The organism is Devosia nitrariae (assembly GCF_030160115.1).
In the GTDB taxonomy this organism is placed as follows: domain Bacteria; phylum Pseudomonadota; class Alphaproteobacteria; order Rhizobiales; family Devosiaceae; genus Devosia; species Devosia nitrariae.
Window position 1 is genome coordinate 556,091 of record NZ_BSNS01000011.1, and the last position, 24,816, is coordinate 580,906.

General features: G+C 65.2%; 26 protein-coding genes. 12 read left to right on the forward strand and 14 right to left on the reverse strand.

All coding sequences use genetic code 11. The features are described from left to right. The first annotated feature begins 4 nt into the window (after nt 1-4). Nucleotides 5-979: a PDR/VanB family oxidoreductase gene (locus QQK18_RS13150; protein ID WP_284340790.1), complete on the forward strand. Its 975-nt coding sequence runs from the start codon at nt 5-7 to the stop codon at nt 977-979. 71 nt (nt 980-1,050) lie between these two features. Here QQK18_RS13150 and QQK18_RS13155 read toward each other — a convergent pair whose 3' ends face one another. The 4 genes from QQK18_RS13155 to QQK18_RS13170 form a co-directional block, all read right to left on the reverse strand. Then, nucleotides 1,051-2,079, reverse strand: a complete 1,029-nt coding sequence (locus QQK18_RS13155) for a TRAP transporter substrate-binding protein (protein ID WP_379994349.1) — start codon at nt 2,077-2,079, stop codon at nt 1,051-1,053. Nucleotides 2,080-2,178: 99 nt separating this feature from the next. Beyond that, on the reverse strand, nt 2,179-3,501 hold the full coding sequence (locus QQK18_RS13160) for a TRAP transporter large permease (RefSeq protein WP_284340791.1): 1,323 nt from the start codon (nt 3,499-3,501) through the stop codon (nt 2,179-2,181). Next, a complete protein-coding gene (locus tag QQK18_RS13165; RefSeq protein WP_284340792.1) occupies nt 3,498-4,040 on the reverse strand; it encodes a TRAP transporter small permease in 543 nt (180 codons plus the stop codon). Before QQK18_RS13165 ends, QQK18_RS13160 begins: the two co-directional genes overlap by 4 nt. Before the next feature lie 144 nt (nt 4,041-4,184). Continuing rightward, a complete protein-coding gene (locus QQK18_RS13170; protein WP_284340793.1) occupies nt 4,185-4,952 on the reverse strand; it encodes a crotonase/enoyl-CoA hydratase family protein in 768 nt (255 codons plus the stop codon). A gap of 90 nt (nt 4,953-5,042) precedes the next feature. Here QQK18_RS13170 and QQK18_RS13175 point away from each other — a divergent pair, with 90 nt between their 5' ends. Together QQK18_RS13175 and QQK18_RS13180 are read left to right on the forward strand one after the other, a co-directional pair. Further along, on the forward strand, nt 5,043-6,659 hold the full coding sequence (locus QQK18_RS13175) for an acyl-CoA dehydrogenase family protein (protein ID WP_284340794.1): 1,617 nt from the start codon (nt 5,043-5,045) through the stop codon (nt 6,657-6,659). Continuing rightward, nucleotides 6,652-7,131, forward strand: a complete 480-nt coding sequence (locus tag QQK18_RS13180; protein WP_284340795.1) for a MarR family winged helix-turn-helix transcriptional regulator — start codon at nt 6,652-6,654, stop codon at nt 7,129-7,131. Before QQK18_RS13175 ends, QQK18_RS13180 begins: the two co-directional genes overlap by 8 nt. Here the strand turns inward: QQK18_RS13180 and QQK18_RS13185 are convergent. The 5 genes from QQK18_RS13185 to pobA form a co-directional block, all read right to left on the reverse strand. Then, nucleotides 7,128-7,547 (reverse strand): acyl-CoA thioesterase, encoded by a 420-nt coding sequence (locus QQK18_RS13185; RefSeq protein ID WP_284340796.1) that lies wholly within the window; start codon nt 7,545-7,547, stop codon nt 7,128-7,130. The two genes, QQK18_RS13180 and QQK18_RS13185, sit on opposite strands and share 4 nt — an antisense overlap. 8 nt (nt 7,548-7,555) lie before the next feature. Beyond that, nucleotides 7,556-8,317, reverse strand: coding sequence for an SDR family NAD(P)-dependent oxidoreductase (locus QQK18_RS13190; protein ID WP_284340797.1), 762 nt, complete (start codon nt 8,315-8,317; stop codon nt 7,556-7,558). Nucleotides 8,318-8,320: 3 nt separating this feature from the next. Further along, nucleotides 8,321-9,559: a thiolase family protein gene (locus QQK18_RS13195; protein ID WP_284340798.1), complete on the reverse strand. Its 1,239-nt coding sequence runs from the start codon at nt 9,557-9,559 to the stop codon at nt 8,321-8,323. Then, nucleotides 9,556-11,424 carry a feruloyl-CoA synthase gene (locus QQK18_RS13200; RefSeq protein WP_284340799.1) on the reverse strand — a complete coding sequence of 623 codons (1,869 nt, stop codon included), beginning with the start codon at nt 11,422-11,424 and terminating at the stop codon, nt 9,556-9,558. The genes QQK18_RS13195 and QQK18_RS13200 overlap by 4 nt, the downstream gene beginning before the upstream one ends. Before the next feature lie 100 nt (nt 11,425-11,524). Beyond that, the gene (gene pobA / locus QQK18_RS13205) at nt 11,525-12,682 is read right to left on the reverse strand and encodes a 4-hydroxybenzoate 3-monooxygenase (RefSeq protein WP_284340800.1); all 1,158 of its coding nucleotides are present in this window, start codon (nt 12,680-12,682) and stop codon (nt 11,525-11,527) included. Nucleotides 12,683-12,780: 98 nt separating this feature from the next. Between pobA and QQK18_RS13210 the strand changes: the two genes are divergently transcribed. Continuing rightward, nucleotides 12,781-13,629 carry a helix-turn-helix domain-containing protein gene (locus QQK18_RS13210; RefSeq protein ID WP_284340801.1) on the forward strand — a complete coding sequence of 283 codons (849 nt, stop codon included), beginning with the start codon at nt 12,781-12,783 and terminating at the stop codon, nt 13,627-13,629. Between the two features lie 25 nt (nt 13,630-13,654). Here the strand turns inward: QQK18_RS13210 and pcaQ are convergent, their stop codons facing one another. Further along, nucleotides 13,655-14,578 carry a pca operon transcription factor PcaQ gene (gene pcaQ, locus QQK18_RS13215; RefSeq protein ID WP_284340802.1) on the reverse strand — a complete coding sequence of 308 codons (924 nt, stop codon included), beginning with the start codon at nt 14,576-14,578 and terminating at the stop codon, nt 13,655-13,657. Between the two features lie 153 nt (nt 14,579-14,731). On the opposite strand from pcaQ, the gene pcaD reads away from it, so the two are divergent. From pcaD to QQK18_RS13250, 7 genes are all read left to right on the forward strand, one after another. Further along, on the forward strand, nt 14,732-15,526 hold the full coding sequence (gene pcaD / locus QQK18_RS13220) for a 3-oxoadipate enol-lactonase (RefSeq protein ID WP_284340803.1): 795 nt from the start codon (nt 14,732-14,734) through the stop codon (nt 15,524-15,526). Further along, nucleotides 15,519-15,908, forward strand: a complete 390-nt coding sequence (gene pcaC / locus QQK18_RS13225; RefSeq protein WP_284340804.1) for a 4-carboxymuconolactone decarboxylase — start codon at nt 15,519-15,521, stop codon at nt 15,906-15,908. The genes pcaD and pcaC overlap by 8 nt, the downstream gene beginning before the upstream one ends. After that, on the forward strand, nt 15,905-16,651 hold the full coding sequence (gene pcaH / locus QQK18_RS13230; RefSeq protein WP_284340805.1) for a protocatechuate 3,4-dioxygenase subunit beta: 747 nt from the start codon (nt 15,905-15,907) through the stop codon (nt 16,649-16,651). The genes pcaC and pcaH overlap by 4 nt, the downstream gene beginning before the upstream one ends. Continuing rightward, nucleotides 16,651-17,271 (forward strand): protocatechuate 3,4-dioxygenase subunit alpha, encoded by a 621-nt coding sequence (gene pcaG, locus QQK18_RS13235; RefSeq protein WP_284340806.1) that lies wholly within the window; start codon nt 16,651-16,653, stop codon nt 17,269-17,271. Before pcaH ends, pcaG begins: the two co-directional genes overlap by 1 nt. Before the next feature lie 19 nt (nt 17,272-17,290). After that, nucleotides 17,291-18,322: a 3-carboxy-cis,cis-muconate cycloisomerase gene (locus QQK18_RS13240; protein WP_284340807.1), complete on the forward strand. Its 1,032-nt coding sequence runs from the start codon at nt 17,291-17,293 to the stop codon at nt 18,320-18,322. 303 nt (nt 18,323-18,625) lie between these two features. Continuing rightward, on the forward strand, nt 18,626-19,678 hold the full coding sequence (locus tag QQK18_RS13245) for a hypothetical protein (RefSeq protein WP_284340808.1): 1,053 nt from the start codon (nt 18,626-18,628) through the stop codon (nt 19,676-19,678). After that, nucleotides 19,675-19,974 carry a putative quinol monooxygenase gene (locus QQK18_RS13250; protein WP_284340809.1) on the forward strand — a complete coding sequence of 100 codons (300 nt, stop codon included), beginning with the start codon at nt 19,675-19,677 and terminating at the stop codon, nt 19,972-19,974. The genes QQK18_RS13245 and QQK18_RS13250 overlap by 4 nt, the downstream gene beginning before the upstream one ends. On the opposite strand, the gene QQK18_RS13255 is transcribed toward QQK18_RS13250, so the two are convergent. From QQK18_RS13255 to QQK18_RS13270, 4 genes are read right to left on the reverse strand one after another with little or no spacing between them, the layout of a single operon-like run. Further along, a complete protein-coding gene (locus QQK18_RS13255; RefSeq protein WP_284340810.1) occupies nt 19,961-20,680 on the reverse strand; it encodes a GntR family transcriptional regulator in 720 nt (239 codons plus the stop codon). The genes QQK18_RS13250 and QQK18_RS13255 overlap by 14 nt on opposite strands. Further along, the gene (locus QQK18_RS13260; RefSeq protein WP_284340811.1) at nt 20,619-21,668 is read right to left on the reverse strand and encodes a Gfo/Idh/MocA family protein; all 1,050 of its coding nucleotides are present in this window, start codon (nt 21,666-21,668) and stop codon (nt 20,619-20,621) included. Before QQK18_RS13260 ends, QQK18_RS13255 begins: the two co-directional genes overlap by 62 nt. Then, nucleotides 21,665-22,777 (reverse strand): isocitrate/isopropylmalate dehydrogenase family protein, encoded by a 1,113-nt coding sequence (locus QQK18_RS13265; protein WP_284340812.1) that lies wholly within the window; start codon nt 22,775-22,777, stop codon nt 21,665-21,667. The genes QQK18_RS13260 and QQK18_RS13265 overlap by 4 nt, the downstream gene beginning before the upstream one ends. Further along, nucleotides 22,774-23,781, reverse strand: coding sequence for an SMP-30/gluconolactonase/LRE family protein (locus QQK18_RS13270; RefSeq protein WP_284340813.1), 1,008 nt, complete (start codon nt 23,779-23,781; stop codon nt 22,774-22,776). The genes QQK18_RS13265 and QQK18_RS13270 overlap by 4 nt, the downstream gene beginning before the upstream one ends. 307 nt (nt 23,782-24,088) lie before the next feature. Between QQK18_RS13270 and QQK18_RS13275 the strand changes: the two genes are divergently transcribed. Continuing rightward, nucleotides 24,089-24,778, forward strand: coding sequence for a GntR family transcriptional regulator (locus tag QQK18_RS13275; protein WP_284340814.1), 690 nt, complete (start codon nt 24,089-24,091; stop codon nt 24,776-24,778). Nucleotides 24,779-24,816 lie beyond the last annotated feature (38 nt).

Sequence of the window (24,816 nt, forward strand, 5' to 3'; positions counted from 1 at the left end):
GAACATGCGCAGCAAGCTGGAGTGGGTCGCGGCGGAAGTGGTTGAGGTGCGGCAGGTCGCGCAAGACGTGCGACAGATAGAGCTGATGAGCCAGGCGCCGCTGCCGCGCTTCGAGCCCGGATCGCACACCAATGTGCGTGTCGAGATCGCTGGCGGCAGCACCACGCGCGCCTATACCTGCTTGCCGGCGCCGGCGGGACGCATCCGCATCGCGGTCAAGCGGCACGAGAACAGCCGTGGCGGCTCGCGGTTCATGTGGGGGCTGGAGCAGGGGATGGCGATCAGCGTGACGCTGCCCGAGAACCGCTTCGAACTTTCCTGGCGCGATGCGCCGCGTCTTTTGGTCGCCGGCGGCATAGGCATCACCCCGATCTATGGCATGGCCTCGGCGCTCGACGAGCGCAGTGCGCCGTTCCGCATGGTCTATGGCGGCAAAAACCGGCGCAGCATGGCGTTTGCCGACGAGCTGCAGGCCCGGCTCGGCGGTCGCCTGGCGCTCTTTGCCGCTGACGAGGGAGCGCGGATCGACCTGCCAGGCGAAATCTCGGCGCTTCCCGATGACGGCGAACTATATGTGTGCGGGCCGATCGCCATGCTCGATGCGGCCAAGGCGGCCTGGCTGGCGGCCGGACGGCCGGTCAGCCGGCTGCGCTACGAGGTGTTCGGCGACAGCGGCACCTTTGCGGAAGCGCCGTTCCAGGTCGAAGTGGCGCGCCGCAATGTGCTGGTCGACGTACGCCCCGATCAGACGCTGCTCGAGGCCCTGACCGGTGCCGGGGTCGATATGGTCTACGACTGCCAGCGCGGCGAATGCGGCCTCTGTGCGGTCGACGTGGTGGCGGCGGACGCCGAGATCGACCACCGCGACGTCTTCTTCAGCCCCGAGCAGAAGCGCGAGGGCAAGCGCATGTGCGCCTGCGTTTCGCGGCTGGCTGGTGGGCGGGCGGTGATCGATGTGGGGTACAGACCGCCCGGCTGATTGCGTTCACCAAGCAAAGAAAAAGGGCGCCGTGAGGCGCCCTTTTTGCAGGAATGCAGGGGCCGGCCTGCTCAGCGAGCGGTTTCCTCAGCGACCAAGCCGGTTGCTTCCTCGTACAGCGCGCGCCCGTCGATCCCGGCTGCTTCCATGTCGGCGAACCATTGATCGATGGTCGGCTGTGCCGCTTCACGCCAGCGCGCGGTTTCGGCCTCGTCGAGCGTGATGATGTTATTGCCCATGTCCACCGCGATCCTGGCGCCGGCGGCATCGCCCTCGTCCATGGCACGACCGAAGAATCGGGCGACCTCGACGCCCGAGTTGGCGTCGATCACCGCCTTCAAATCGTCAGGCAGGTTGTTGTAGGTGTCCTGGTTCATCACGACCGCGAAGGTCTGCGTATAAAGGCCGTTCTCGCCCGAAAAGCCGGTGTGGTTCTTGACAAGTTCTGCCACCCGCAGCGACGGCGTGACCTCCCAGGGAATGGTGGTGCCGTTGATGACGCCCTTGGAAAGCGCCTCGGTGACCTGCGGGACGGGCATGCCGACCGGCTCGGCGCCGAGCCGGGCCAGCATGTCGGAGATGATGCGCGATCCGCCTCTTATCTTCATGCCGCTGAGGTCTTCGAGCTTGGTCACCGGCTGCTGGGTGTGGAAAAGGCCGGGGCCGTGGGTATGCACGGCGATGAGATGAACGCCGTCGAACTCGTCCATGGCGTTGGCTTCGACATAGCGCTGGAAAGCCACGGAAGAGGCCTCGGCATTGGTCACGAGGAACGGCAGCTCGAAGACTTCCGATTTGGGAAAGCGTCCGGGCGTATAGCCGAGCACCGTCCAGATCACGTCGACCACGCCGTCCTTAGCCTGGTCGAACAGCGCCGGCGGTGCGCCGCCCAGCTGCATGGCGGGATAGAGCTCGATCTTGATGCGCCCGCCCGACTGGTCCTCGACCGCCTTGGCCCAGGGGGTTATCGCCTTGGCCGGTATGGTTGCCTGCGGGGGCAGCATCTGGTGCAGCCGCATGGTAACGTCCTGAGCCATTGCAGCACCGGTGAGCATGAGTGCCGCAGCGGTGCCGGCCAGTATTCGCGTCATTGCGTTCATTAGTCCTCTCCCTTGTTGTGCACGCCTCTGGCGTGACCCTCGATTTCGCCGGTATTGGTTGGCCTCGCGGGGGCGGCGAAGCCCCGCGACTTGCGCCTCTCAGTAGAGCAGGCGCACCAGGATAAGCGTTATGACCGGAAAGGCGGCGAGGATAATAGTGCGGACAATGTCGCTGACGAGAAACGGCACGATCCCTCGATAGGTCTGCGCCAGGCTCGTCTCGCGTGACATCGAACTGATCACGAAGAGGTTCATTCCAACAGGCGGCGTGATCAGACCCACCTCGACGACGATCAGGATCAGTATGCCGAGCCATATGGCGAACTCGTCGGGTCCAAGTCCGAAATCGAGGCCCGACAGCATTGGAAAGACGATCGGCACCGTCAACAGGATCATGGAGAGCGAGTCCATGACGCACCCGAGAACCAGATAGAGCAGCAGGATGACGGTGAGCACCAGCCAGGGCTGGAAACCCTGTTCACCAACCCATTGGGCCGCAATCTGCGGGAGTTGGGAGAGGGCAAGGAATCCGTTGAGGGCGGCCGCACCCAAGACGATCAGGAAGATCATGGCCGTCGAATTGGCCGTCGCCAGAATCGACTCGATGAAGTTCTTGCGGCTCATGCTGCGGTTGAGGAGGGCGGTGAGCCCGGTGCCGGCGGCCCCGATCGCGGCTGCCTCGGTCGGGGTGAAGAAGCCGGTGTAGATGCCTCCGATCACCAGCACGAAGATCAGCAACACCGGCCAGACATCGAGCAGGGCAGCAAAGCGCTTCCGGTAGGGCAGGCGATCGCGGGTTCCCGCCGCCTTCGGATTGAGACGTACGTAGACGGCGATGGCGATCAAGTAGCCGACGGCTGCAAGCAAGCCCGGAATGAAGGCGGCAACGAAGAGCTTGGCGATGTTCTGCTCGGTCAGGATCGCGAAGATGACGAGGATAATCGACGGGGGGATGAGGATGCCGAGCGTGCCCCCGGCCGCCAGCGTACCGGTTGCGAGGGCTCCCGAATAGCCGAACTTCTTCATTTCCGGCAAAGCCACCTGGCCCATGGTGGCGGCCGTCGCCAGGGACGATCCGCAGATCGCCCCGAAGCCGGCGCAGGCGCCGATGGCGGCCATGGCAACGCCCCCCTTGCGGTGACCGAGCCAGGCCGCCGCGGCATTGAACAGCGCCGAGGACATGCCGCCGAGCGTTGCGAACTGTCCCATGAGCAGGAAGAGCGGCACGACGGAGAGGGAATAGCTGGCGAAGGTCGAATAGGTCAGGCTCTTGAATTGGGCCATGACCGGATTGATCGATCCGGTGATCATCCATGAGCCGACGACGCCGACGATGAGCATGGCGAGCCCGATAGGGACGCGGACGAAGATCAGCAGCAAAACCACCGGAAACGACAGGACGCCAAGCAGGACGTTGCTCAATGGACGGCTCCGTGGGTGACCTGCGGCGCCCGCCCGGCGATTGCATCCGCAAGGCTGCGCACGGCGAGATGGAGCGTGACGATGACGAAGGTCACCGCACCCACCATGCCGGCGGCATAGCCCCACCAGAGCGGCATGCGCAGCAGCAGCGTGGTCTCTCTGTAGTTATATTTGTCGAGCATGCCCAGGCCCAGACGCCAGGCGATGAACACCGCCGCCGCCAGCATCAGAATGTCGGTCACCGCCAGGATCCAGGCATTGGCACGCGGCCCAAGGAAGTCGGTGAAGATGGTGACGATGGCATGGCCGCGGGCGAGGTGTGCCCAGGGCAGAAACGCGAAGACGGCAAAGCCGACACCGGCCTCCACCAGCTCATAATCCCCGGTGACAGGGCCGAGTCCGGCCCATATCAGCGATCTGCCGATGACGCTGACGACGACGAGCCCGACGATGACGACCAGTACCGCGCCTCCCGCCAGCGCAACATAGCGCGCCAGGCTATAAACGAGCTTCCCGACGGTTGATACCTGTGTTGGCATGAGGCTCCTCTCCCCATGGCAATGGATGGCAGATGTGACTCTTTCGCAAGTGAAAGCTTACGCCTCACCTATAACGTCAGAGTTATCTGTCCCCTCCCTCTTACATCCTGCCGGTCGCCGATCATCAAAAAGCGCTTTAGCGGTTCAGGCGAAGTTCGGCTTGCGTTTCTCAAGGAAGGCTTTGAGCCCTTCCTCGGCATCGGCGCCGGTCTGGCTGAGCGCAGCTGCCAGGCTTTCGGCATAGAGACCGTCTTCGGCCGACATTCTCGAAATGCGGGCGATCGACTGGATGATGAGGTAATTGACCGTTGCCGAATTCTGCGCCACCTGCCGGGCGAGCTCGCCGGCCCTGGCAAGGCCTTCGCCCTTGGGGGTGAGGTAATGGGCGAGGCCCAGCCGCAACCCGTCCTCGGCGTCATAAGTGCGGCCGGTCAGCATCATTTCGGTCAGCCGGTCGGCTCCGATGATCGCGCCGAGCCTGACGGTGGCCCCTCCGCCCACGAATATGCCGCGCTGGCCTTCCGGCATGCGGAACATGGTGCCTTCTTCGGTGACGCGCACATGGCAGGCCGCGGCGATCTCGAGCCCGCCACCCATCACCGCGCCGCTCATCGCCGCCACCACCGGCACGCCGCCGAACTGGATGAGGTTCATCACCGCGTGCCAGTTGCGCGAGTGCCGCATCACTTCCTGCGGCTCGCGCTGCACCTGCTCGCTGAGATCCAGCCCGGCGGAAAAATGCCCGCCCTTGCCCGATAGGACGACGACTTTGATGCCGGCGGGGATGTCGGAGAAATAGGCGCTGAGGGCGGCGATCAGCCTGTCGTTCACAGCGTTGCGCTTTTCGGGTCGATTGAACGCGAGATAGGCCACCGGCCCCTCGACGCGCACCTCCAGCACGGTCCCGTCCATCGACATAGTCCTCCCGTCGCGCAGGTTTCCTTTGACGGTGCTCGCAGCCCCTGTAATGTTCTACTTCATAACAATCTGGGATGCTAGCCCATGCACGCGCAATTGGAGGACATTCTCTTCACCCTCGAGGCGGTCGGAGCGACCACCGGGCCAGGAGCCTGGAACGGCGAAGACGCGCGGCAGGTGCTCGAGGCCCTGATCGGCTTTGCCGCCGAGAGGTTGAGCCCCCTCGACGGCCCCGGCGACCGGCAGGGCTGCCGGATCGAGGACGGCCGCGTCCGGCTCCCCGAGGGGTTCAAAGACGCCTACAAAACCTATGTCGACCTTGGCTGGCATTTGCTGTCCCTACCGGAAGCCCATGGCGGGGCAGGTGCTCCCGAGGCCATCGGCTGCGCGGCCAGCGAACTTCTGACCGCCGGCAATCACGCGTTCCAGATGCTGGTGGCATTGGTGCCGGGCGCGGCAACGGTCATCGAGCGGTTCGCCAGCGCGAACGATCGGGCGGGGTTCCTGCCCGATCTGATCGACGGGCGGGCGCTCGCCACCATGTGTCTGACCGAAGCGGGTGCAGGCTCCGATCTTGGCGCTATCCGCACTCGGGCCGTGCCGCACGTGAACGGCGACTGGCGGATATCGGGCGAGAAGATCTTCATTTCTGGCGGCGACCAGGACCTCAGTGAGACCATCGTGCACCTGGTGCTGGCGCGCACAGGCGCGCTCGAAGACGGTTGGCGCGGGCTGTCACTCTTTGCCTGTCCTTCTCACCGGCCTGACGGGGCGCGAAACGCCCTCCGGGTCTTGCGGATCGAAGACAAGCTCGGGCTCCATGCCTCACCCACCTGCCAGTTGCGGTTCGAGGACGCCGAGGCGCGGCTGATCAGCAACCCCGGCGAGGGGCTGAAGGTCATGTTCGTCATGATGGATCACGCACGGCTCGATGTTGCGGCCCAGGGCGTCGCGCACGCGGCCCGAGCCCATGCCCTGGCGAGCGCCTACGCTGGCGAGCGCAAGCAAGGTGGGCTGGCGATCGAGATGCACGGCGATGTGCGACGCATGCTCGAGGAGATGGACGCCTTGGCGCTCGGCTCCCGGGCGATGGTGCTGCGCTCCGCGGTGCATCTCGAAAATGGCCCGCTCGCGGCTTTCCTGGTGCCGGTCTGCAAGGTCTTTGCCACCGAGGCGGCAACGCACGTCGCCGATCTCGGCATTCAGGTTCTGGGCGGCTACGGGTATCTGCGTGAATATGAGCTCGAGCGGATCTGGCGCGACGCGCGCGTGACCCGGCTCTATGAGGGGACCAACGGCATCCTGTCGATGACACTGCTGACGCGCCTAGTCGGCGGTCGAGACAAGGCGCCGCTCGCAGCGTTCCTTGCAGAAATCGACGCGGCGCTGGCCCTGCCGGTGCCCGCGGAAGCAAAGGCGCCGGTGTCCGAACTCCAGCGCAGGTGGCAAGAGGTCCAGTCCATGCTATCGGCTATGCCGGACGCCGGCATGGCGGCGTCCGCCTTCATGCGCCTGACGGGCCTTCTGTTCTTCTCCGCCTGCTGGCTGCGGCTTGAATCGGCGGCAGAGGGGTCGGCGATCGACGGACGCATCGCTCGACTCGCGCGGTTCGTGCGCGCTGGCCTGTTGCCGGAGGCGGACGCACTTGCCGCGCGCTGCCGGGCGCTTGCCGCAATTCAAGGGGACATGGCTGATGACTGACACCGGAACTGCTCGCGAAACGAAGAAGGCTCGAAAGCGATTTCGCACCGACAGCGTCACCGGCATCGTTGGCTATCGGCTGCGGCGGGCACAGCTTGCCGTTTTCCAGCGGTTCCAGTTGCGTTTTGCCGAGTTCGACCTGCGCCCGGCCGACTATTCCGTTCTGGCGCTGATCGCCGACAATCCCGGGTGCAAGCAGATCGAGATCGCCAATGCCCTGCGCATCAAGCGGGCCAATTTCGTCGCCCTCATCAACCGGCTGGAGGCGCGCGGACTGACCGAGCGGCGCGAGGCCGTGGGCGACCGGCGCTCGCAGGCGCTCTATCTGACGCCGGTCGGCAGCGAGACGATGCAGGCGCTCAAGGCAACCCAGGACGCCTTCGAAGCCGAGTGCATCGAAAAGCTCGGCGGTGTCGAGGCGCGCGACGTGTTCCTCGATCTGCTCGACCGGCTGGCGGACGAAACCCCTTAGGCAGAAAAGGCAGCGATCACAGTTTCGGGGATGGCTGCCGATTTGATGCCGCCGGGATTGGCGGGATCGGCGGCGGCCCACACGCGTACCTCATGGGCCTCGATAGCAAGGTCGCCGGCGTTGTAGAGCTGATGGGCGACGGAAAAACTCGACCGGCGGAACTCGGTGACGCGGCTTTCGATGGTGACGACGTCGCCGAAGCGCGAGGGTTTGACGAATTTGGCGCCGGTATCGACCATCGGGATGCCGACGATCTGGTAGTGCCGCGTCCACGCAATCTTCTTCATGCGCAGAGCTGCCTCGAAGAGGTGCGCGGTCGAGGCGTCGAACATGCGGAAATAGTTGGGGTAGTAGACGATCCCCGCGGGATCGCAGTCGCCGAATTCGATCTCGACCTGGCGGGAGTGGACGAGCATTGCGCCTCCTATTTCGGCTGCAGGCGAACGCCGCCGTCGAGCCGGACGGTCTCACCGTTGAGATAGTCGTTCTCGATCATGGCGATGACCAGTGCCGCGAATTCGTCGGGCTCACCGAGGCGTGCGGGGAAGGGGATGGCCGAGGCTATGGCCGCCTTCGTCTCCTCGGGCAGCTCAGCCAGAAGCGGGGTGTTGAAGAGTCCCGGTGCGATGGTCAGCACGCGGATGCCGAAGCGGGCGAGCTCGCGCGCAACCGGCAGGGTGAGGGCGGCGATGCCTCCCTTGGAGGCGGCGTAGGCGGCCTGGCCGATCTGGCCTTCGAAAGCCGCGACCGAGGCAGTCGAGACGATGACACCGCGGCTTCCGCCCGATTGGGGTTCGGCAAGGCTCATCTCGGCGGTAGCCAGCCGGATCATGTTGAACGTACCGATGAGATTGACGCGTACGACCCGTTCGAACGCCTCCAGGGACATCGGCCCGTCGCGTCCGACGACCCGGGCGGCCGTGCCGATGCCGGCGCAGTTGACGAGAATGGTCGGCGCACCGTGACCCTCCCGACTGCGGGCGAAGGCCTCCGTAGCGCTTTGCGGGTCCGACACGTCGCACCGAACGAAGATGCCGCCAATGTCGCGGGCCAGCAGCTCGCCTTTCTCGCTGTTGAGATCGAGCACGGTGACGCGGGCATCGCGCTCGGCGAGGGCTCGGGCGGTCGCGGCGCCCAGCCCCGAGCCGCCGCCGGTGACCAGCGCTGTTTGTCCGGCAATGCGCATGGCTCAGGCCTCCGGATTCTCGATGAGGAGCGCAATACCCTGTCCGCCGCCGATGCAGGCCGAGGCGATGCCGTACCGGCCCCCGCAACGCCTCAGTTCACGCGCCAGCGTCAGCGCCAAGCGCAGGCCCGTGGCGCCGAGCGGATGGCCGATGGCGATCGCGCCGCCATTGACGTTGAGCTTGTCCTCGTCGAGTCCCAGTTCCCGTACGCAGGCCAGGACCTGGGCGCCGAAGGCCTCGTTGATCTCGATGCGGTCGATGCGGTCGAGGGTAAGGCCAGCCACGTCGAGGACGGCGCGGATCGCCGGAGCCGGGCCGATGCCCATGATGTGGGGCGGAACGCCCACCGAAGCGCTGGCAAGGATGCGCGCCAGCGGTTCGCGGTCCCTGGCGACGTCGGCCGAACCGACAACCGCTGCAGCTGCGCCGTCCACGATCGCCGAAGAGTTGCCGCCGGTCTGCACGCCGCCGAAGGCAGGCCGCAGCTTGGCGAGCACCTCGTAGGGCGATGGACGCACATGGCTGTCGGTATCGACCTGCTCGATGCCCTTGCCGAGCTTGATGACGCGCGGCTCGAACCCCTCGGGCGCGAAAGTCACGCTGCCGACAGGGGTAATCTCACCCTCGTAGAATCCGTCTTCCCGGGCGGCGATGGCGCGATCGAAGCTGCGGGCCGCGAAGCGATCTACCTCCTCGCGGGTGATACCGTATTGTTTGGCGAGGTTCTCGGCGGTATCGCCCATGTTGACGCATGCAGCGGGATCGTAGAGCGCCTCCCAGAGGAAATCCTTGAACTCGACGCGCCCCATGGCAAAGCCATTGCGGTGAGTGTAGGCGGCGATGGGATTGCGGCTCATCGATTCCGTGCCGACACCGAGCGCCAGATCGATGCGGCCGAGCGAGACGGCATCGGCGGTTTGCGAAAGCACTTCCAGGCCGGTTCCGCAGATGCGCTGGACGAGGTGCGCCGGGCGCTCGACCGGTACACCCGCATAGAGCCCGATATGGCGGGGCGTCACATAGGCATCGAACGAAGCCTGGGCCATCGATCCGGCGATGGTGGTGCCGATGTCGGTCGGATCGATGCCGGCACGCCCGATGGCCGCCCGGGCGGCATGGATGCCGAGATCGATCGGGGAGATTTCGGCGAACGCACCGCGGTAGTCGACGAATGGCGTGCGGGCGCCGTCGATCAGAAAGGCATCGGCGAAGGTGGCGCAGAGGGCGTCCTGTTTGCTCACTTGGCGGCCTGTCTTTCAAAGATCAGCACATGGGGAGGGGCGGGATCGGCGTAGAGATCGTCGACCAGCCGCGCGCGGACCGACATGACCGCGCGCTGGTTGATGGAGCCTTTGTCTGTGATCTCTCCGGCATCGATCGATGGTGGGGAGTCGAGGAGCACGGCGCGGGCGACGTGGCTGGCGCTGCCGGTGGCCTTGGCGGCCAAGGCATCGAACCGCTCCTGGAAGGCGGCGCGGACGTTGGGGTCGGAAACGATGGCAGCCGGCTCGGCATCGGGTGGAAGACCCGCGAGCCTGCGGCACGCTTCGAAATCGGGAAAGACGAGCGCGGCGATGTAGTTGCGGTCCAGCCCGGCTAGGACGATGTCGCGGATCAGCGGCGCGGCGGCGGCGAGGGCGCCGAGGCGCACGCCGCCGACATTGACCCAGGTGCCGGTCGCGAGCTTGAAGTCCTCGGTGACGCGACCGTCGAACAGGAAGCCGCGGGCAAGGTTGCCGGGCTCTGCGAATTTGAGCGCATCGCCGATCTTGTAGAAGCCCTCTTCATCGAAACACTCGGCGCTCTTGTCGGGTGCCTTCCAGTAGCCGGGGGTGACGTTGGGTCCCTTGAGGCGCAGCTCCAGCTTTTCCGCATTGGGAACCAGCTTGACCTCCATCCCCGCGGCCGGAAGGCCGACGAGCCCCGCCCGATCGACCGGCCAGGTGGTGGTGAACGCAAAGGGGGCGGTCTCGGTCGAGCCGTAGCCGGTTATGATCATGATGCGCTCGCCGGTTGCCAGCCGCGCTGCCGTGTCGAGGCCGTCCCAGACGTGTTGGGAAAGGGAGGCGCCGGCATATTGCAGGAGGCTGAGCCGGCTGAAGAAATTGGTGCGAAGCGCCTCGTTCGCGACCAGGTGCTCGACGAGGAGTTCATAGCCCTTGGGCACGTTGAAGTAGACGGTGGGTGCGATCTCGGTGAGGTTGCCCGCCGTACGACGGATACCCTCGGGGGTGGCGGCGCCATCGTCGACATAAAAGCTGCCGCCATTATAGAGCGCGATGCCCAGATTATGGCTGCCGCCTGCGACGTGGTTCCACGGCATCCAATCGACCAGCACGGGCGGCGTGTCGGCGAGGAACGGCAGCGCCGTGCGGATCATCTGCTGATTGCAGGTGAGCATGCGCTGCGTGGTGATCACCGCCTTGGGCATCCCGGTCGAGCCGGATGTGAACAGGAATTTGGCGATGGTATCGGGGGTGACCGCGGCGTTGGCGGCGGAAACGGCCGCGGTCGGGGGCGTGTTGACCACGTCGTCGAAGAGCTGGGTCGGTCGGCCCTCGGGCGGATTGCGGCGCACGACAAGCGGAATCGCGGGGTCGATTGCGGCGGCCAGCGCAGGGCCGAATTTCGCCCCGTCGCTGGCATAGACCATGCCGGGCTCGAGCAGGGCCGCGATGTGCTTGAGTTTGGCGAAGTCCTTGGAGACCAGGCAATAGGCGGGCGAGAGCGGGGCATGGGGCACGCCGACGAGCATGGCGGCATAGCCGAGCAGGGCATGCTCGATCTCGTTGCCGGACAGGATCAGCAGCGGGTGGTCGGGCGAGAGCCTCGCTTCGAGCATGGCCTGCGCCAAGCCATGGATCAGCCTGTTGGCCTCGCCATAGGTAATCGTGCGCCAGCCCCCGTTCCCTCCGCGATCGGCGATGAAGATCGCGTCGGGGGTCTCTCGAGCCCAGTGCGCGAGGCGATCGGTCATGGTGCGGGGATAGGGGCCGAGGGGTTCGGTCGAGCGCACATAAATCGTCCCGTCCGCCCGCGTCTCAGCCTCGGCCAGCATCGAGCCCATGCGAACGGGGCGCAGTTTGAGTCCCTGCTCAGCGATCATGCCGTTCCTCCCCATTAGTTATGTTACATAACAATATGGAGGCTGTAAAGCTGCCGCATGGGTCGCAGACAGCGCCGCCCATGGCTGGAGCGGCGGGATCCTAGTCGGGCAAACCGGTATAGTTCTCGGCAAGGCTCTGCTGGGCTGCCAGCGAGCCCGTCAGGTAGTCGAACTCGGCCCGCTGGATTCGCCGCCCGAACGCCCCGGTCTCGGGGAAGGTATGGAGAAGGCTGGTCATCCACCAGCTGAAGCGCTCGGCCTTCCAGATGCGCTTCAGGGCCGTCGTCGAATAGGCGTCGATCCCGGCCGTCGAGTTCTCGAGAACCGCCTCGATCAGCGCATCGGCGAGTGCGGCGACGTCGCCCAGGGCAAGGTTCAGACCCTTCGCACCGGTCGGCGGCACGATATGGGCCGCGTCTCCAGCCAGGAACAACCTGCCGAAGCGCAGCGGTTCGGCAACGAAACTGCGCAATGGCGCGATGGATTTCTCGATGGAGGGACCGGTTTGGAGGTGCGCGGCGGTCTCGGGATTGAGCCGGGCGCGCAACTCGTCCCAGAACCGATCGTCGGACCAGTTCTCGACGCGCTCGTCCGCGGGGACCTGGACGTAGTAGCGGCTGCGGGTGTTGGAGCGTTGCGAGCAGAGCGCGAAACCGCGCGCGTGGTGGGCGTAGATCAGCTCGTCGGCCACAGGCGGCTTGTCGACAAGGACGCCGAGCCAGCCGAAGGGATAGATCCGCTCGAAGGTGGTCAGCGCCGCCTCCGGCACGCTGGCGCGGCTGACCCCGTGATAGCCGTCGCAACCGGCAATGAAATCGCAGTCGATGCGGTGCGTGACGCCGTCCTTGCGGTAGGTGACCCACGGTTTGCCGTCGAAATCGTGCAGTTCGACGTCCTCGGCCTCGTAGATTGTCGTCGCCTGGCGCACCGCCATCAGGTCGCGCGTCACCTCGGTCTGGCCGTAGACCATGACGTGGCGGCCGATCAGTGCGTTGAAGTCGATGCGGTGCCGGTCGCCGTCGAAGCTCAACTCCACGCCATGGTGGAGAAGCCCTTCGGCGTGCAAACGCTCGCCCGCCTCGGCGCGATCCATCAGGGCGACCGAACCCTGTTCGAGGACACCCGCCCGAATTCGGCCCAGCACATATTGGCCGCTGCGGCGCTCGAGGATGACGGTGTTGACGCCCGCAAGCTCGAGCAGCCGCCCGAGCATCAGACCGGCCGGACCTGCGCCGACAATGACCACATGCGTTCGCAAACTTCCCCCCAATAACTGCACGACATTCGACGAAATGATGCACGCAGCGGGCGAACGCAAAAATGGACGGGCGGCGCATTCTCTTGCACTATCCGAACATGAAACCAATCCCAAACTATGCACTTTACGGCGAGGCGGATGCGGACCGGGAGCAGGACTGGCTGCACTGGGAAACCATCCAGTCCCGCAGCCGCCTCCACGACTACCTGATCGCCCCGCACCGGCACGAGCAGTTCTTCCAGGTGCTGCACCTGACCGGCGGCTTGGCGCATGTGACGATCGACGGGGTCACGTTCGACCTGCAGCCGCCGGCAATTGTGGTGGTGCCCGCACTGACGGTGCACGGCTATCTGTTCAGCACAGACGTCGAGGGCCTCGTGGTGACGCTGATGGAGCGTGACGCGCGGGCGGCCGGTCTCGGGGAGATCGGCCCGGCAATATTGCCCGACGCCAGCGAGGTGGGCGAAGCCGTCGACCGGCTGATCGCCGAGGCCGACCGCCCGGGCGCCGGGCATAACGTCGCCATGCGGGCGCTGCTGGCACTGCTGATCGTCGCCATCGAGCGGGCCCGCCCGTTGCCGGACGCGGAAAGCAAGGCGACCGGAGACCGCGGCGTCCTCCACGCCAAGGCCTTCCGCTGGCTGGTGGACCAGCGGTTCCGCCAAACGCGGCGCCTCGCCGACTATGCGTCGGAACTGGCGATCAGCCCGACGCACCTCAACCGGATAAGCCGGCAGGTGCTGGGCGCCTCGGCGCTCGCAGTGATCGAGCGGCGCGTGGCGCTCGAGGCGCGCAGGATGCTGCAGTTCTCGTCGCTTTCGATCAAGCAGATAGGTGCGGATCTCGGATATGAAGATCCAGCCTATTTCACGCGGGTACTGACACGAGTATTGGGCATGACGCCCGGCCGGTACCGCGCCACGGCCCGGGCCGGGCAGCGCCCTTAGATCGGATCGAGCTGACTGGCCCTAGTCAGCGCAACCCGGCCGCCACGGCGCGGACGGCCTCGATGAAGCCGGTGGTCGCCAGCGACTGACTGGTATCGATGCGGGTGGTGAGCCCCACCGGCCCGGTGGTTTCGCTGGTGTCGACCGGCAGGCGGGCAAGCTGGCCTTCGGCGACATCCCTAGCGACAACGCCCTCCGAGATGATCCAGATCGCGTCGGTCTGGCGCACATAGGAGCGGCCGAAGGCGTTCGAGACGGTCTCGATTTCGTCACGGATGTTGGTGACGCCATTGGCGAGCAGCATACGGTCGACGAGGCGACGGATCACTGAATCGGGCGTCGGCATCAGCAGTTGGTGGCTTTCGATCATGGCCAGGTTGAAATGGCGCTCCGCGAGCAGAGGGTGACCGGGTCGGACAACGATCGCCACGCGTTCCGAATAGAGATGTTCGAAGGAAAGGCCGAGCATCGCCTCGGGCTCGGCCATGCGCCCGATGACAAGATCGACCTCGCCGGTGCGCAAGAGCGAGAGCAGATAGCCATTGGGGCCCGTGACGATGCGGACATGGGCGCGCTGTCCGCCGCCGGAAAAGGAGTCCACCGCATCGGGCAGGATGCGCGCCGAGACCGTGGGCAGAGCGCCGACCCGGACGATCGTCGCCTCATGGGCGCCGCCAACGGCCTCGATGCCCTGGCGCAGGGCCGCCACGCTCGTGCCGGCATAGCGATAGAAGACCTCGCCGAAAGGGGTGAGGAAGAGATTGCGGCGGCTGCGATCGAAGAGCGATGCCCCCAGGATCTCCTCGAGTTCCTGGATGGTCTTGGACGCGGCCGGCTGGCTGATATTGAGCGCTTCGGCGGCGTTGACCACGCTTTTGAGCCGCGCCACCTCGAGAAAGCAACTGATGTGGCGCAGCTTGATGCGCGGATCGATGGCGCGCTTGGCCAATTGCATCTCCGGTTATGGATAGGCGGACCTGTGCCAAAAAAAATCGCTCTACGCGGCGATCCCATAAACCAGAGGTTATGAGGCGACGGCAAGTAATCATTTTACTTGGCCCCCCGCGCCGCCTTAAATCGCCGCGGTTGCGAGGGAGAAAGCATGGCGTTCGTGCGCACCGGCGAGATATTGCTGCACTATCGGGTGCAGGGCCTGACAGGCGCGCCGGTGCTGGTGCTGGTGAACTCGCTGGGGACCGACGCGCGAATCTGGGACGAGGTTATCACCGAGCTTCTGCCGCACTACCGCATCGTCTCCTACGACAAGCGCGGCCACGGGCTGAGCGACGCACCTGCCGGCGACTACAGCCTCGATGATCACGTCGCCGATCTTGTCGGCCTCCTCGACCACCTCGGTGTGGCGCAGTCGGCGGTCGCGGGCGTTTCCGTCGGCGGACTGATTGCGCAGGGGTTTGCCCTGCGTCACAGCGATCGGATTGCGGGACTCGTCCTCTGCGATACGGCGCCCAAAATCGGTGACGCGCCTCTGTGGGACGAGCGGATCGCTGCGGTGCAGGGCGGGGGCATGGAGGCGCTGGCCGATGCGGTGATGCTGCGCTGGTTTACCGAGCGCTATCGCCGTGACTCGGCCGATGCGCTGGCGGGCTGGCGCAACATGCTGGCGCGCACGCCGGCTGAGGGCTACATCGGGACGTGCGCCACGCTGCGCAACACCGATCTGCGGAACGATATCGCGGGTATCGCCGCGCCAACGCTGGTCGTCGTGGGCGACGCAGATGTGGCAACGCCGGTCGAGCTCGTTCGCGAGACGGCGGCTTGCATCCCGGGCGCGCGCTTCGAGATCGTCCCGGATGCCGGACACATACCGTCCATCGAGCAGCCGGGGCGCTTGTCGGCACTGATGAAAACCTACTTCAACGAGGTCGGCCATGGCTGATACATCTCTTTACGAGCGCGGCATGGCGACCCGCCGTTCGGTACTGGGCGACGGGCACGTCGACAATGCCACGGCCCGCAAGACGGGGTTCGATGATGATTTCCAGTCCTTCATCACCGAAGGCGCCTGGGGATCGGTATGGTCGCGCCCGGGACTTACCAAGCGCGAGCGGTCCATGCTGACGCTGGCGCTGCTGGCGGCGCTGGGACACGAGGAGGAATTGGCCATGCACGTGCGCGCGACCGAGAACACCGGCGCTTCGCCCGAGGACATCAAGGAGGCGCTGCTGCACGTGGCGGTCTATGCCGGAGTCCCGGCAGCCAACCGGGCCTTCAAGATCGCCAAGGAAGAACTCGCCAAACGCGCGGAGGCGGCACAATGAGCGGCATCATTCTCCCTGGGGCCGACGGAGTTCTATATCAGCGCGACCGCGCCTGGCACCCGCCGGCCGATACGCCGGGCTACAAGAGCACGACGTTCCGCGCTCCGCGCCACAGCCTTCTCGCACTTGGCCCAACCAAATCGGAGCTGACCGGCCCCACCTTCGGCCACGAAAAGCTCGGGCCGCTGGACAACGACCTCATCCGCAATTTCAGTCAGGACGGCACCGAAGCCATCGGCCAGCGCATCATCGTTTACGGCCAGGTGCTCGACGAGAATGCCCGGCCCGTGCCCGGCACGCTGGTGGAATTCTGGCAGGCCAATGCCGGTGGCCGCTACCGCCACAAGAAGGAAGGGTATCGGGCCGCGCTCGACCCCAATTTCGGTGGCTTTGGCCGCGCCATCGCCGACGAGAACGGCTTCTATCACTTTCGCACGGTCAAGCCGGGCGCCTATCCCTGGCCCAATGGCGGCAATGACTGGCGCCCCGCCCATATCCATTTCTCGGTCTTCGGCCAGGCCTTTGCGCAGCGCCTGATCACCCAGATGTATTTCGAGGGCGACCCGATGATCTGGCAATGCCCCATTGTCGGCACCATTCCAGACAGGGCGGCGATCGATCAGCTCATCGCCCGGCTCGACCGCCACAACACCACACCCATGGACGCGCTGGCCTACCGCTTCGATATCGTGCTGCGCGGCTTCCGTTCGACCATGTTCGAGAACAAGCTGGAGGGGAACTGATGTTGCACCCAACACCGACCCTCAAGGAAACGCCGTCCCAGACCGGCGGTCCATATGTCCATATCGGGATGACGCCGAATTTCTGCGGCATCACCGGGGTCATCGACGCCGATTTGGGTTCGACCATGATCAATGGCGATGTCGAAGGCGAACGGATCGTCATCTGTGCCCGCATCCTGGATGGCGCCGGAGTGCCGCTCCACGATGGCGTGGTCGAAATCTGGCAGGCCGATGCGAAAGGCAGTTATGTCGCGCCGATGCGGCCCGGCAGCAATTCGATGCCAGCCTTTACCGGCTGGGGCCGACAGCCGGCCAATGCAGAGGGCATAGTCACCTTCGAGACCATCAAGCCAGGCCGCGTCGAGGGGCCGGACGGCAAACTGATGGCCCCCCACGTCTCGCTGTGGATCGTGGCCCGCGGCATCAATATCGGCCTGCAGACACGACTCTATTTTGCCGACGAAGCGGAGGCCAACAAGGAGGACTACGTCCTCAACAAGATCATGGACCCACGCCGCCGCGAAACCCTCATCGCGCGCCGGGAGGGCGGCCCCGAGCCACGCTATCTTCTCGACATCCACCTGCAGGGCGACAAGGAAACCGTGTTCTTCGACATCTAGCCGGGCCATAGTGGCTGCCATGACTCCGCTCCTTTCCGCGCTCGCCGGCGATGCCGAAATCGAAACGCTGCTCTGCGACGAGGCACAGATCGCCACTGTGCTGGCCGTGGAGCGCGCCTTGGCCGAGGCCTGCGCCGACACCGGCTGGATCACGGCCGCGGATGCGGAGGCGGTCGGCAAGGCCATCGAAGGTTTTGTGCCCGACAAGGAGGAACTGGCCGCAGGCATGGCGCGAGACGGCGTGGTCGTGCCGGCGCTGGTCAAGCAGTTGCGGACCACGATCCCGGAGCCGCATCGGATGGCGTTGCACAAGGGGGCAACCAGTCAGGATATTCTCGATACGGCGCTGATGTTGCAGCTGGCGCGGGTGATGGACGTGCTCGAAGCGCGGCTGACGGCTCTGCTCTCGCGGCTCGACGCGCTGGCCGAGGCAGAGGGTGGGCGCAAGCTGATGGCACATACTCGCATGCAACAGGCGCTGGAGACGACCTGGGGCGCCAAGATCGCGAGCTGGAGCGAGCCGCTGCAACGCCAGCTGCGGGCGCTCGAAGCCATGCGGCGCAGTCTGCTGGTGGTGCAGCTCGGCGGACCGGTGGGCGACCGGGGCAGCTTCGATGGGCATGGCGACGCGATTGCCGCGGGTCTTGCCCGGCGGCTCGACCTCGGGCTGGCCGCCCCCTGGCATGCAACGCGTGATCCCATCATTGCCTTCGGCAACCGGCTGGCGCTGGTGAGCGGCGTGACGGGCAAGATCGGCGCCGATGTGACGCTCCTGGCGCAGAACGAAGTGGGCGCGGTACGGCTCGAAGGCGGAGGCGGCTCCTCGGCCATGGCGCACAAGTCCAATCCGGTCCGGGCAGAGGTGCTGGTGGCGCTGGCACGGTTCAACGCGGGCCTTGCCGGGACGCTGAACCAGGCCATGGTGCACGAATACGAGCGTTCGGGCGCCGCCTGGACGCTCGAATGGCTGACTCTGCCGCAGATGGCGGTGACCGCCGGCGCGAGCTTGCGGCTGAGCCTGGAACTGGTCGAGCAGATGCGTTTGGGGTAAGGGGAGCACCGGCTGTTGAACGCTCGGCTATGCCTTGAAGCTCGCGCTCTGCGCCGCACGATTTCGTCTAGGCTTTCAGCCGCCCTGTGACGCGGCCCTATCGGGTGGATCGCAGCAGACTACTCCGCGGAATAGGATTCCAAATCAATCGTTGCCGGGTAGGCAGGACCGTTGCCGACCTGAGCCACTGCCGCTCGAAGTTGCCATGTGCCGGCCCCGAAATGGACATCGCCCGACTTGGCCAAGCCCTTTACCAAATGCACTAATGCATGCATTAATGCGTGCGCAAAGGAGGAAGCGCGCATGGTCACCAAGACAGATACGGTAGTTTCCATCGACGGCACGAAATTTGTGGTGAATGGAGAACCCACGCATAAGGGAAAGACGTGGCGTGGCCATTCCCTGGAAGGATTGCTGTTCAACTCTCGCATGGCGCAGGCTCTGACGGATGACGAGAACCCCTCCACACGCGGTGTCTGGATGTACCCCGATGGCGAGGTCTTTACTGCAAAGCGCAACAACGACGAGTTCGTGGCCGCATTGAAGGACTACCGCGCCCACGGCCTTGATGCCGTGTGCATCAATCTGCAGAGCGGCAGTCCACAGGGCTACAGCAATGTCCAGCCCTGGACGATCACCGGCTTCAATGCCGACGGCTCGATCAAGCAGCCATGGCTGGACCGTTTGGATAGGGTCATCACCGAAGCCGACCGGCTGGGGATGGTCGTGGTGCTGGGTCTGTTCTACTGGAAGCAGACCCGGGTTTTCGCCGACGAAGCGGCCGTCAGGCGGGCAGTCGAGAATACCGTCGATTGGCTGGCAGAGCGCGGCGCGCGCAACGTGCTGCTTGAAATCGGCAACGAAGTCGACCTGACCTTCTTTCAGCCCATCATAGAGGCACCGCGCTGCCATGAGCTGATCCGGCTCGCCCAGCAGCGTTCGGAAGGCCGGTTCGATACGCCGGGCGGCCGCCTGCTGGTGTCCACGAGCCTGGCGCGACCCTCGCCCGTCGGGGCCAATATCATGGAAACCGCCGATTTCCTGCTGCTCCACGGCAACGGCACGCACCACCCGGATAGCGTGCGGCTCATGGCTCGGGCCAACAGGGCGCAGCCCGCCTATCGTGCGATGCCGGTGATGATCAACGAGGACGACCATTTCGACTTCGACAAGCCCGACAACAATTTCGCCGCGGCCATCGGCGAATATCTCTCGTGGGGTTACTTCGACTATCGCATGAACCGCGAGCGGTTCGAGGACGGTTTCCAGTCGCTTCCGGTGGACTGGACAATCAACAGCGACCGCAAGCGGGCGTTCTTCAGCTACCTGAAGGGGATCACGGGTGGCGCCGCGTGAGTGCCAATCATGTCGTCGTCGTCGACCTTGTGGTCGGCGCCGGCCACCTTAAGGCTTTCATGCCCTTGATGCTGGAAAACGCCCGCGCCTCCCTGCCGGTCGAGCCCGGCTGCGTGCGGTTCGACATCTGCCAGGACGAGGACGCCCCGTGCCGCTTGCTCCTCTATGAGGTTTACGACGACGAGGTGGCGTTCGCGGCGCACCTGGCCAGTCCGCACTACCGGACTTTCGAGATCGCAACATCATCCATGCTGGCCGCCAAGTCGGTGCGGACGATGACACTCAGAGCTGGTTGAGCCCGAGCCGATCCAGCAGGTCCACCAGCATGGTGCCCGCGCGACGCCGATGGTCCTCGTGCACCTTGCGGGCGCGAGGTCCGTCGCCGGCGGCTATGGCGTCGACCAGGTCGGCGTGCTCCTTGACCGAATTGCTCGGCGTGGGACGCAACTGCAAGGTCAGCATGCGGGCGCGGTGCGCCTGGTCCCATAGCTGGCCGACCATCTGGATCAGCCTGGAGTTGCCCGACAGGCGCACCAGGTGCAGGTGGAACTGCTCGTCCGCCGCTGCCCAGGCCTTGAGATCGCTGCGCTCCAGTGCGGTCTGCATGTCGGCGACGGCGCCGCGGAGCTGGGCCAGTTGCCGCGGCGTGATCCCGCGCTGCGCCACCAGTTCGGCCGCAGTGCCTTCGAGGGCGGTCAGCACGGCGTAGATCTCGGCCATGTCGCTCGCTGAGATCGGCAGCACCCGCATACCGTGGCGGGGCCGTATCTCCACCATGCCCTCCTGCCGCAACCGGACCATCGCCTCCCTGACCGGAGTCCGGCTCATCTCGAGGCGGGTAGCCGCCTCCTGCTCCAGCATCTGCGCACCTGCGGGCAGAGTTCCGTCAAGAATCAGCTGCTTGAGGCGCCCGTAGGCGACATCGGCCTGGTTGGCGCGTTCAGTCGAGGTCGAGACCTGGCTCATCGATGCGGACCCTGCGTCCTTCTCTGTGGGAAGCATAGATCGCCTCCTCAATTCTGAGGTTTGTGAGATAGTCGGCGCCTGAGTTGACCACGGCACCATCGCCGGTCAATGCCGCAAGCGCCGCTGCCTGCGTGCGGTAGACACAATCTCCCCCGAAATCGATGTCCTGCCAGGCAAAGGGGATGGGACTGAGCACGTTCTCTCCATGCCGGCGCAGCAGCACTGTGCCGTCCCCGGTGATGCTGAGCACGCCGCCCTCCGTTTCCACCATCATCTCGCCCAACGTCCGGCGGCGATTGTCTGCCGGATGATCCGAGAGGCGGTTGCCATCTAGCACTGCGTTTCTGTTGCCCTCAATCTCGAAGATCACGATGCCGGCGTCCTCTCCCGCGATTGCAGGGTTGATGCGGCGCAGCCGCGCCGTGACCGCCGTGATCTCGCCTATGAGATAGCGAAACACGTCGACATAGTGGACACCGGTTTCATGGATCATGAAGCGAGGCATGGTGCGGAAGTAGGGTTGGCGGTCGAGATAGGCGTGCGCGCCCTGTCCATCGCCCGGACGCAGCCGGAACGTGGCGCCGTAGACCTCGCCGAGCGAGGCGCTTGCCAGAGTTTCCTTGGCGACGCCGTACCAGGGTTGAAAGCGGAAATTCTCATGGACGATCAGCGTAGTGCCCGCCGCCTTCGCCAGAGCCACGGCCTGGCCGGCTGCCGCATAATCGCCGCAGAAGGGTTTCTGGCAGATGACGTTGACGCCGCGCAGGGCCGCGGCGCGTATGGTGGACAGATGCGTCGCCGGCGGCCCGATGATGTCGAGGACATCGGGACGCTCTGCGTCAAGCATCGTCTCCACCTGCTCGTACACCGTGGCGTCTGGAAAAAGCTCGAGCTGTGACCGGGCCCGCTGCGGATCGAGGTCGCAGATGGCCACGAGATCGACCGGCAGGCGGGCCCATGCGCGGTAGTGGAACTGGCTGAAATAGCCCGCACCGAGGGTGGCGAGCCGTAACCGGCCGGTCATGAAGCCTCCGAATGCGACAAGGTACCCATGGAGTCCATCACCGCCTCCGCCACCGTTTCCGTCGTGGCATCGCCGCCCGATTCGAATGGCCGGATTCCACGGCGGAAGGCTTCATCGACGGCGTCTGAGAGTAGTTGTCCGGCCTTCACCGCCTGTGGCACGTCATGGCGCCGGCCGAGCCAGTCGAGCATCATGGCACCCGACAAGATCGTCGCCGTTGGATTGGCCACGCCCTTGCCGGTGATGTCGGGTGCCGAGCCGTGACATGGCTGGAACACGGCGTGGTCGAGACCGATGTCGGCCGATGGCGCGTATCCCATGCCCCCGATGAGCCCCGCAGCCAGGTCGGAGAGGATGTCGCCGAACATGTTTTCGGTCACGATCACGTCGAGGTCCCAGGGCCTTCGCACCAGGTTGAGGGCAGTGGCATCGACATAGGCGTGGTCGGCCTCGATGTCGCCAAAGCCCTTGCTGCGCTCGTCGAAGATCTTCCTGAAGAATGCCATGCTGGCAAAGACATTGGCCTTGTCGACGCAGGTGAGCCGCCCCGCGCCGCCGGCTTGCTTTCTCTGCCTTGCATAGGCGAAGGAGAAGTCGAACAGCTGCTCGCATACCGCCCGGGTGATGACCATGGTATCCCGGGCTTCGCGGTCGTCAATGACCTGGCCCTCGTCGCGCAGCGCGAACAGCCCTTCGACGGATTCGCGGATGATAACGAAGTCGAGATTCGCGGCTCGCTGGTCGGCCAGGACAGGCGCGACGCCGGGCAGGGCGCGTGCGGGGCGGACGCCCGCGAAGAGGCCCAACTCGGTCCGCAGATCAAGCTGTGGCGCAATTTCCGTGCCGTTCTCGTAGCGCACCTCGGGCCATCCCATTGCGCCGAGCAGGATCGCATCGGCGGCGCGGCACTCTTTTAGCGTTTCGTTCGGCAGGGCGACCCCCGAGCGCAAATATTCCTGCGCCCCCGCCGGAAGTTGGCGATAGGAGAGCCCGAAGCCGCCCACCCGTTCGGCTGCGGCTTGCATCAGCGCCAGGCAGGGGGAGACGACCTCAGCACCGATGCCGTCTCCCGGCAGTACTGCGATGTCGAATAGCGTATTGGCGGTCATGAGAAATCCAGGTGGTCGAGTAGGGGAGAGATGTCGAAGTCGAAGTGAACAGGGCGGGCGCCGGCATGCGGGCTCTCGAAGCTCATGAGGCAGTCGCCCAGGAGATTGCCCAGATACGCAGTCCGCAGCTGCGGTCCCCCGAACGCCAGCGAGGAGATGTTCTTGAGGACCCTGGCAGGCTGCTGGTCGAGGTGCGGCCGACCCATGCTGTTCGCGCGATAGGCCTTTTCCGCCTCGGCGACGTGCACCGGGTCGGCGTCCTCGATCACCGTCTCGGGCCCCGTACCGTCCTGCGCGATCCGCAGCACGCGGTTGGAGATGATGCTCGTCACCCAGAGATGCCCGTCCGCGTCGAGGCAGAGGCCGTCGGGATAGTCCCCGGAACCGAAGGTCCAGATGACCGTGCGGTCGGAAAAGGTGCCGTCCGCGGAAACGGCAAAGCGCGTCAGGCGCCTGCCGAACGTTTCGTTGACAAAGGCATACCGACCATCAGCCGAAAAACAGAGTTCGTTGGCATAACCCAGACCATCCGCAACGACGCGGACGTCGCTGCCGTCGATCCGTACGACGAAGCCGCTCCTTGCGTCAGCGCGGTAGTCGGCGGCCCGCGGCACCACCCGCGTCGACGTCGTGAGCCAGATCCTTCCCTGCGCATCCAGCAACGGAAAATTGCTCGGGGGCAGGGGAGTCCCGTCCACCGAGTCGAGAACCACCTCGCAGTGGCCATCGGGATGGAGACGGAAAAGGCCGCCACGATCGCTGCCGAGATGGGCGACAAGAAAGCTCCCGCCCGGCTCGAGCGCGATGCCGTTCGGGCGCAGCGCCTTTTGCGGATCGGCGATGCCGATCCGCGCCACCGCACCATCCGGCGCGATCGCGGCAATACCACCATGGCCGGCCCAATCGGAGGCAAAGACCAGGCCCGAGCAATGGGTGACCACGCATTCGGGTCGCTGCAGTCCGCTGCCGATCCTGCCGACGTGGCCGATGTCGATAAGCGCCATATCGAGCCTCCATTAACGTATGCATAGATTGCCGATGCGGGCGTGGCAAGGCAGAAGTTTCCAGCCGTGACGGTCGGGTTGAGCAGGGAGTCCAGCGCGATTTGCAGCCATGATGGCGAGAAAAGTACCATTGGCCTCGCCTAAACACCGCTATTGACGCGCGCATTAATGAATGCATTAATTGCGGCAGATGATCTTGGGACTGCCCATGCTCACCCTAGGCCAAGCCACCCTTGACATGTTTTCTGTATACAGCGTATCCACTGTATACAACGACCGGCGCGAGACCGGTGGGGAGGACGGATTGATGACTGGCGTAGGGGCGCAAAGTCTTGAGGAGTTCGGCTACCGCTCCCTGCGGCAGATGATCCTGCAGGGTGAGCTGGCCCCCGGGCAGAAGCTTGTCCAGGAGGACCTGGCCCAGCGCCTTGGCGTCAGCCGCACTCCCTTGCGCAGCGCGATCGCCGCGCTCGAACGCGATGGATTCGTGGCCATCTCGCCACGAGGTGAAGCCACGGTTGCGAGTTTCGGTCCAGCGCGCATTGCCGATCTCTTCGAGGTGCGAGCCGTCCTCGAAGGGCTGACCTGCCGCCTGGTAGCGCCGTCCTTCGAGCAGAAGCACGCCATGTATCTGCGCTCGCTCATCTCCGCGGCCATGCCGGAAGGCGACAGCGGGGACTGGAGCGCATACCGCAGCGCCGATCAGGAATTCCACAACTACCTGACGACATTGCTGGGCAACGATTTCCTGACGCGCCAGCTCGCTTCCGTGCGCGACGTGCTCAGCCTGTCGTTAGCCCAGGGTCTGCTGCGGGCGCCGTCCGAGACCTATTCCGAACACATGGAAATCATCGCGGCGCTCGAAGCGCGCGATGCCGATGCTGCCGAGCAGGCAATGCTGCGGCACATCCGAACGACCATTTCACTGATGCGAAAGCGGGCCGCGGAGGATAGTGCCTCGCACCCGACAGGCGCCACAGCCGGCGCCGCAGTCTAGAAAACAGGGAGGAAGCATATGACTTGGAAAGTGAACAG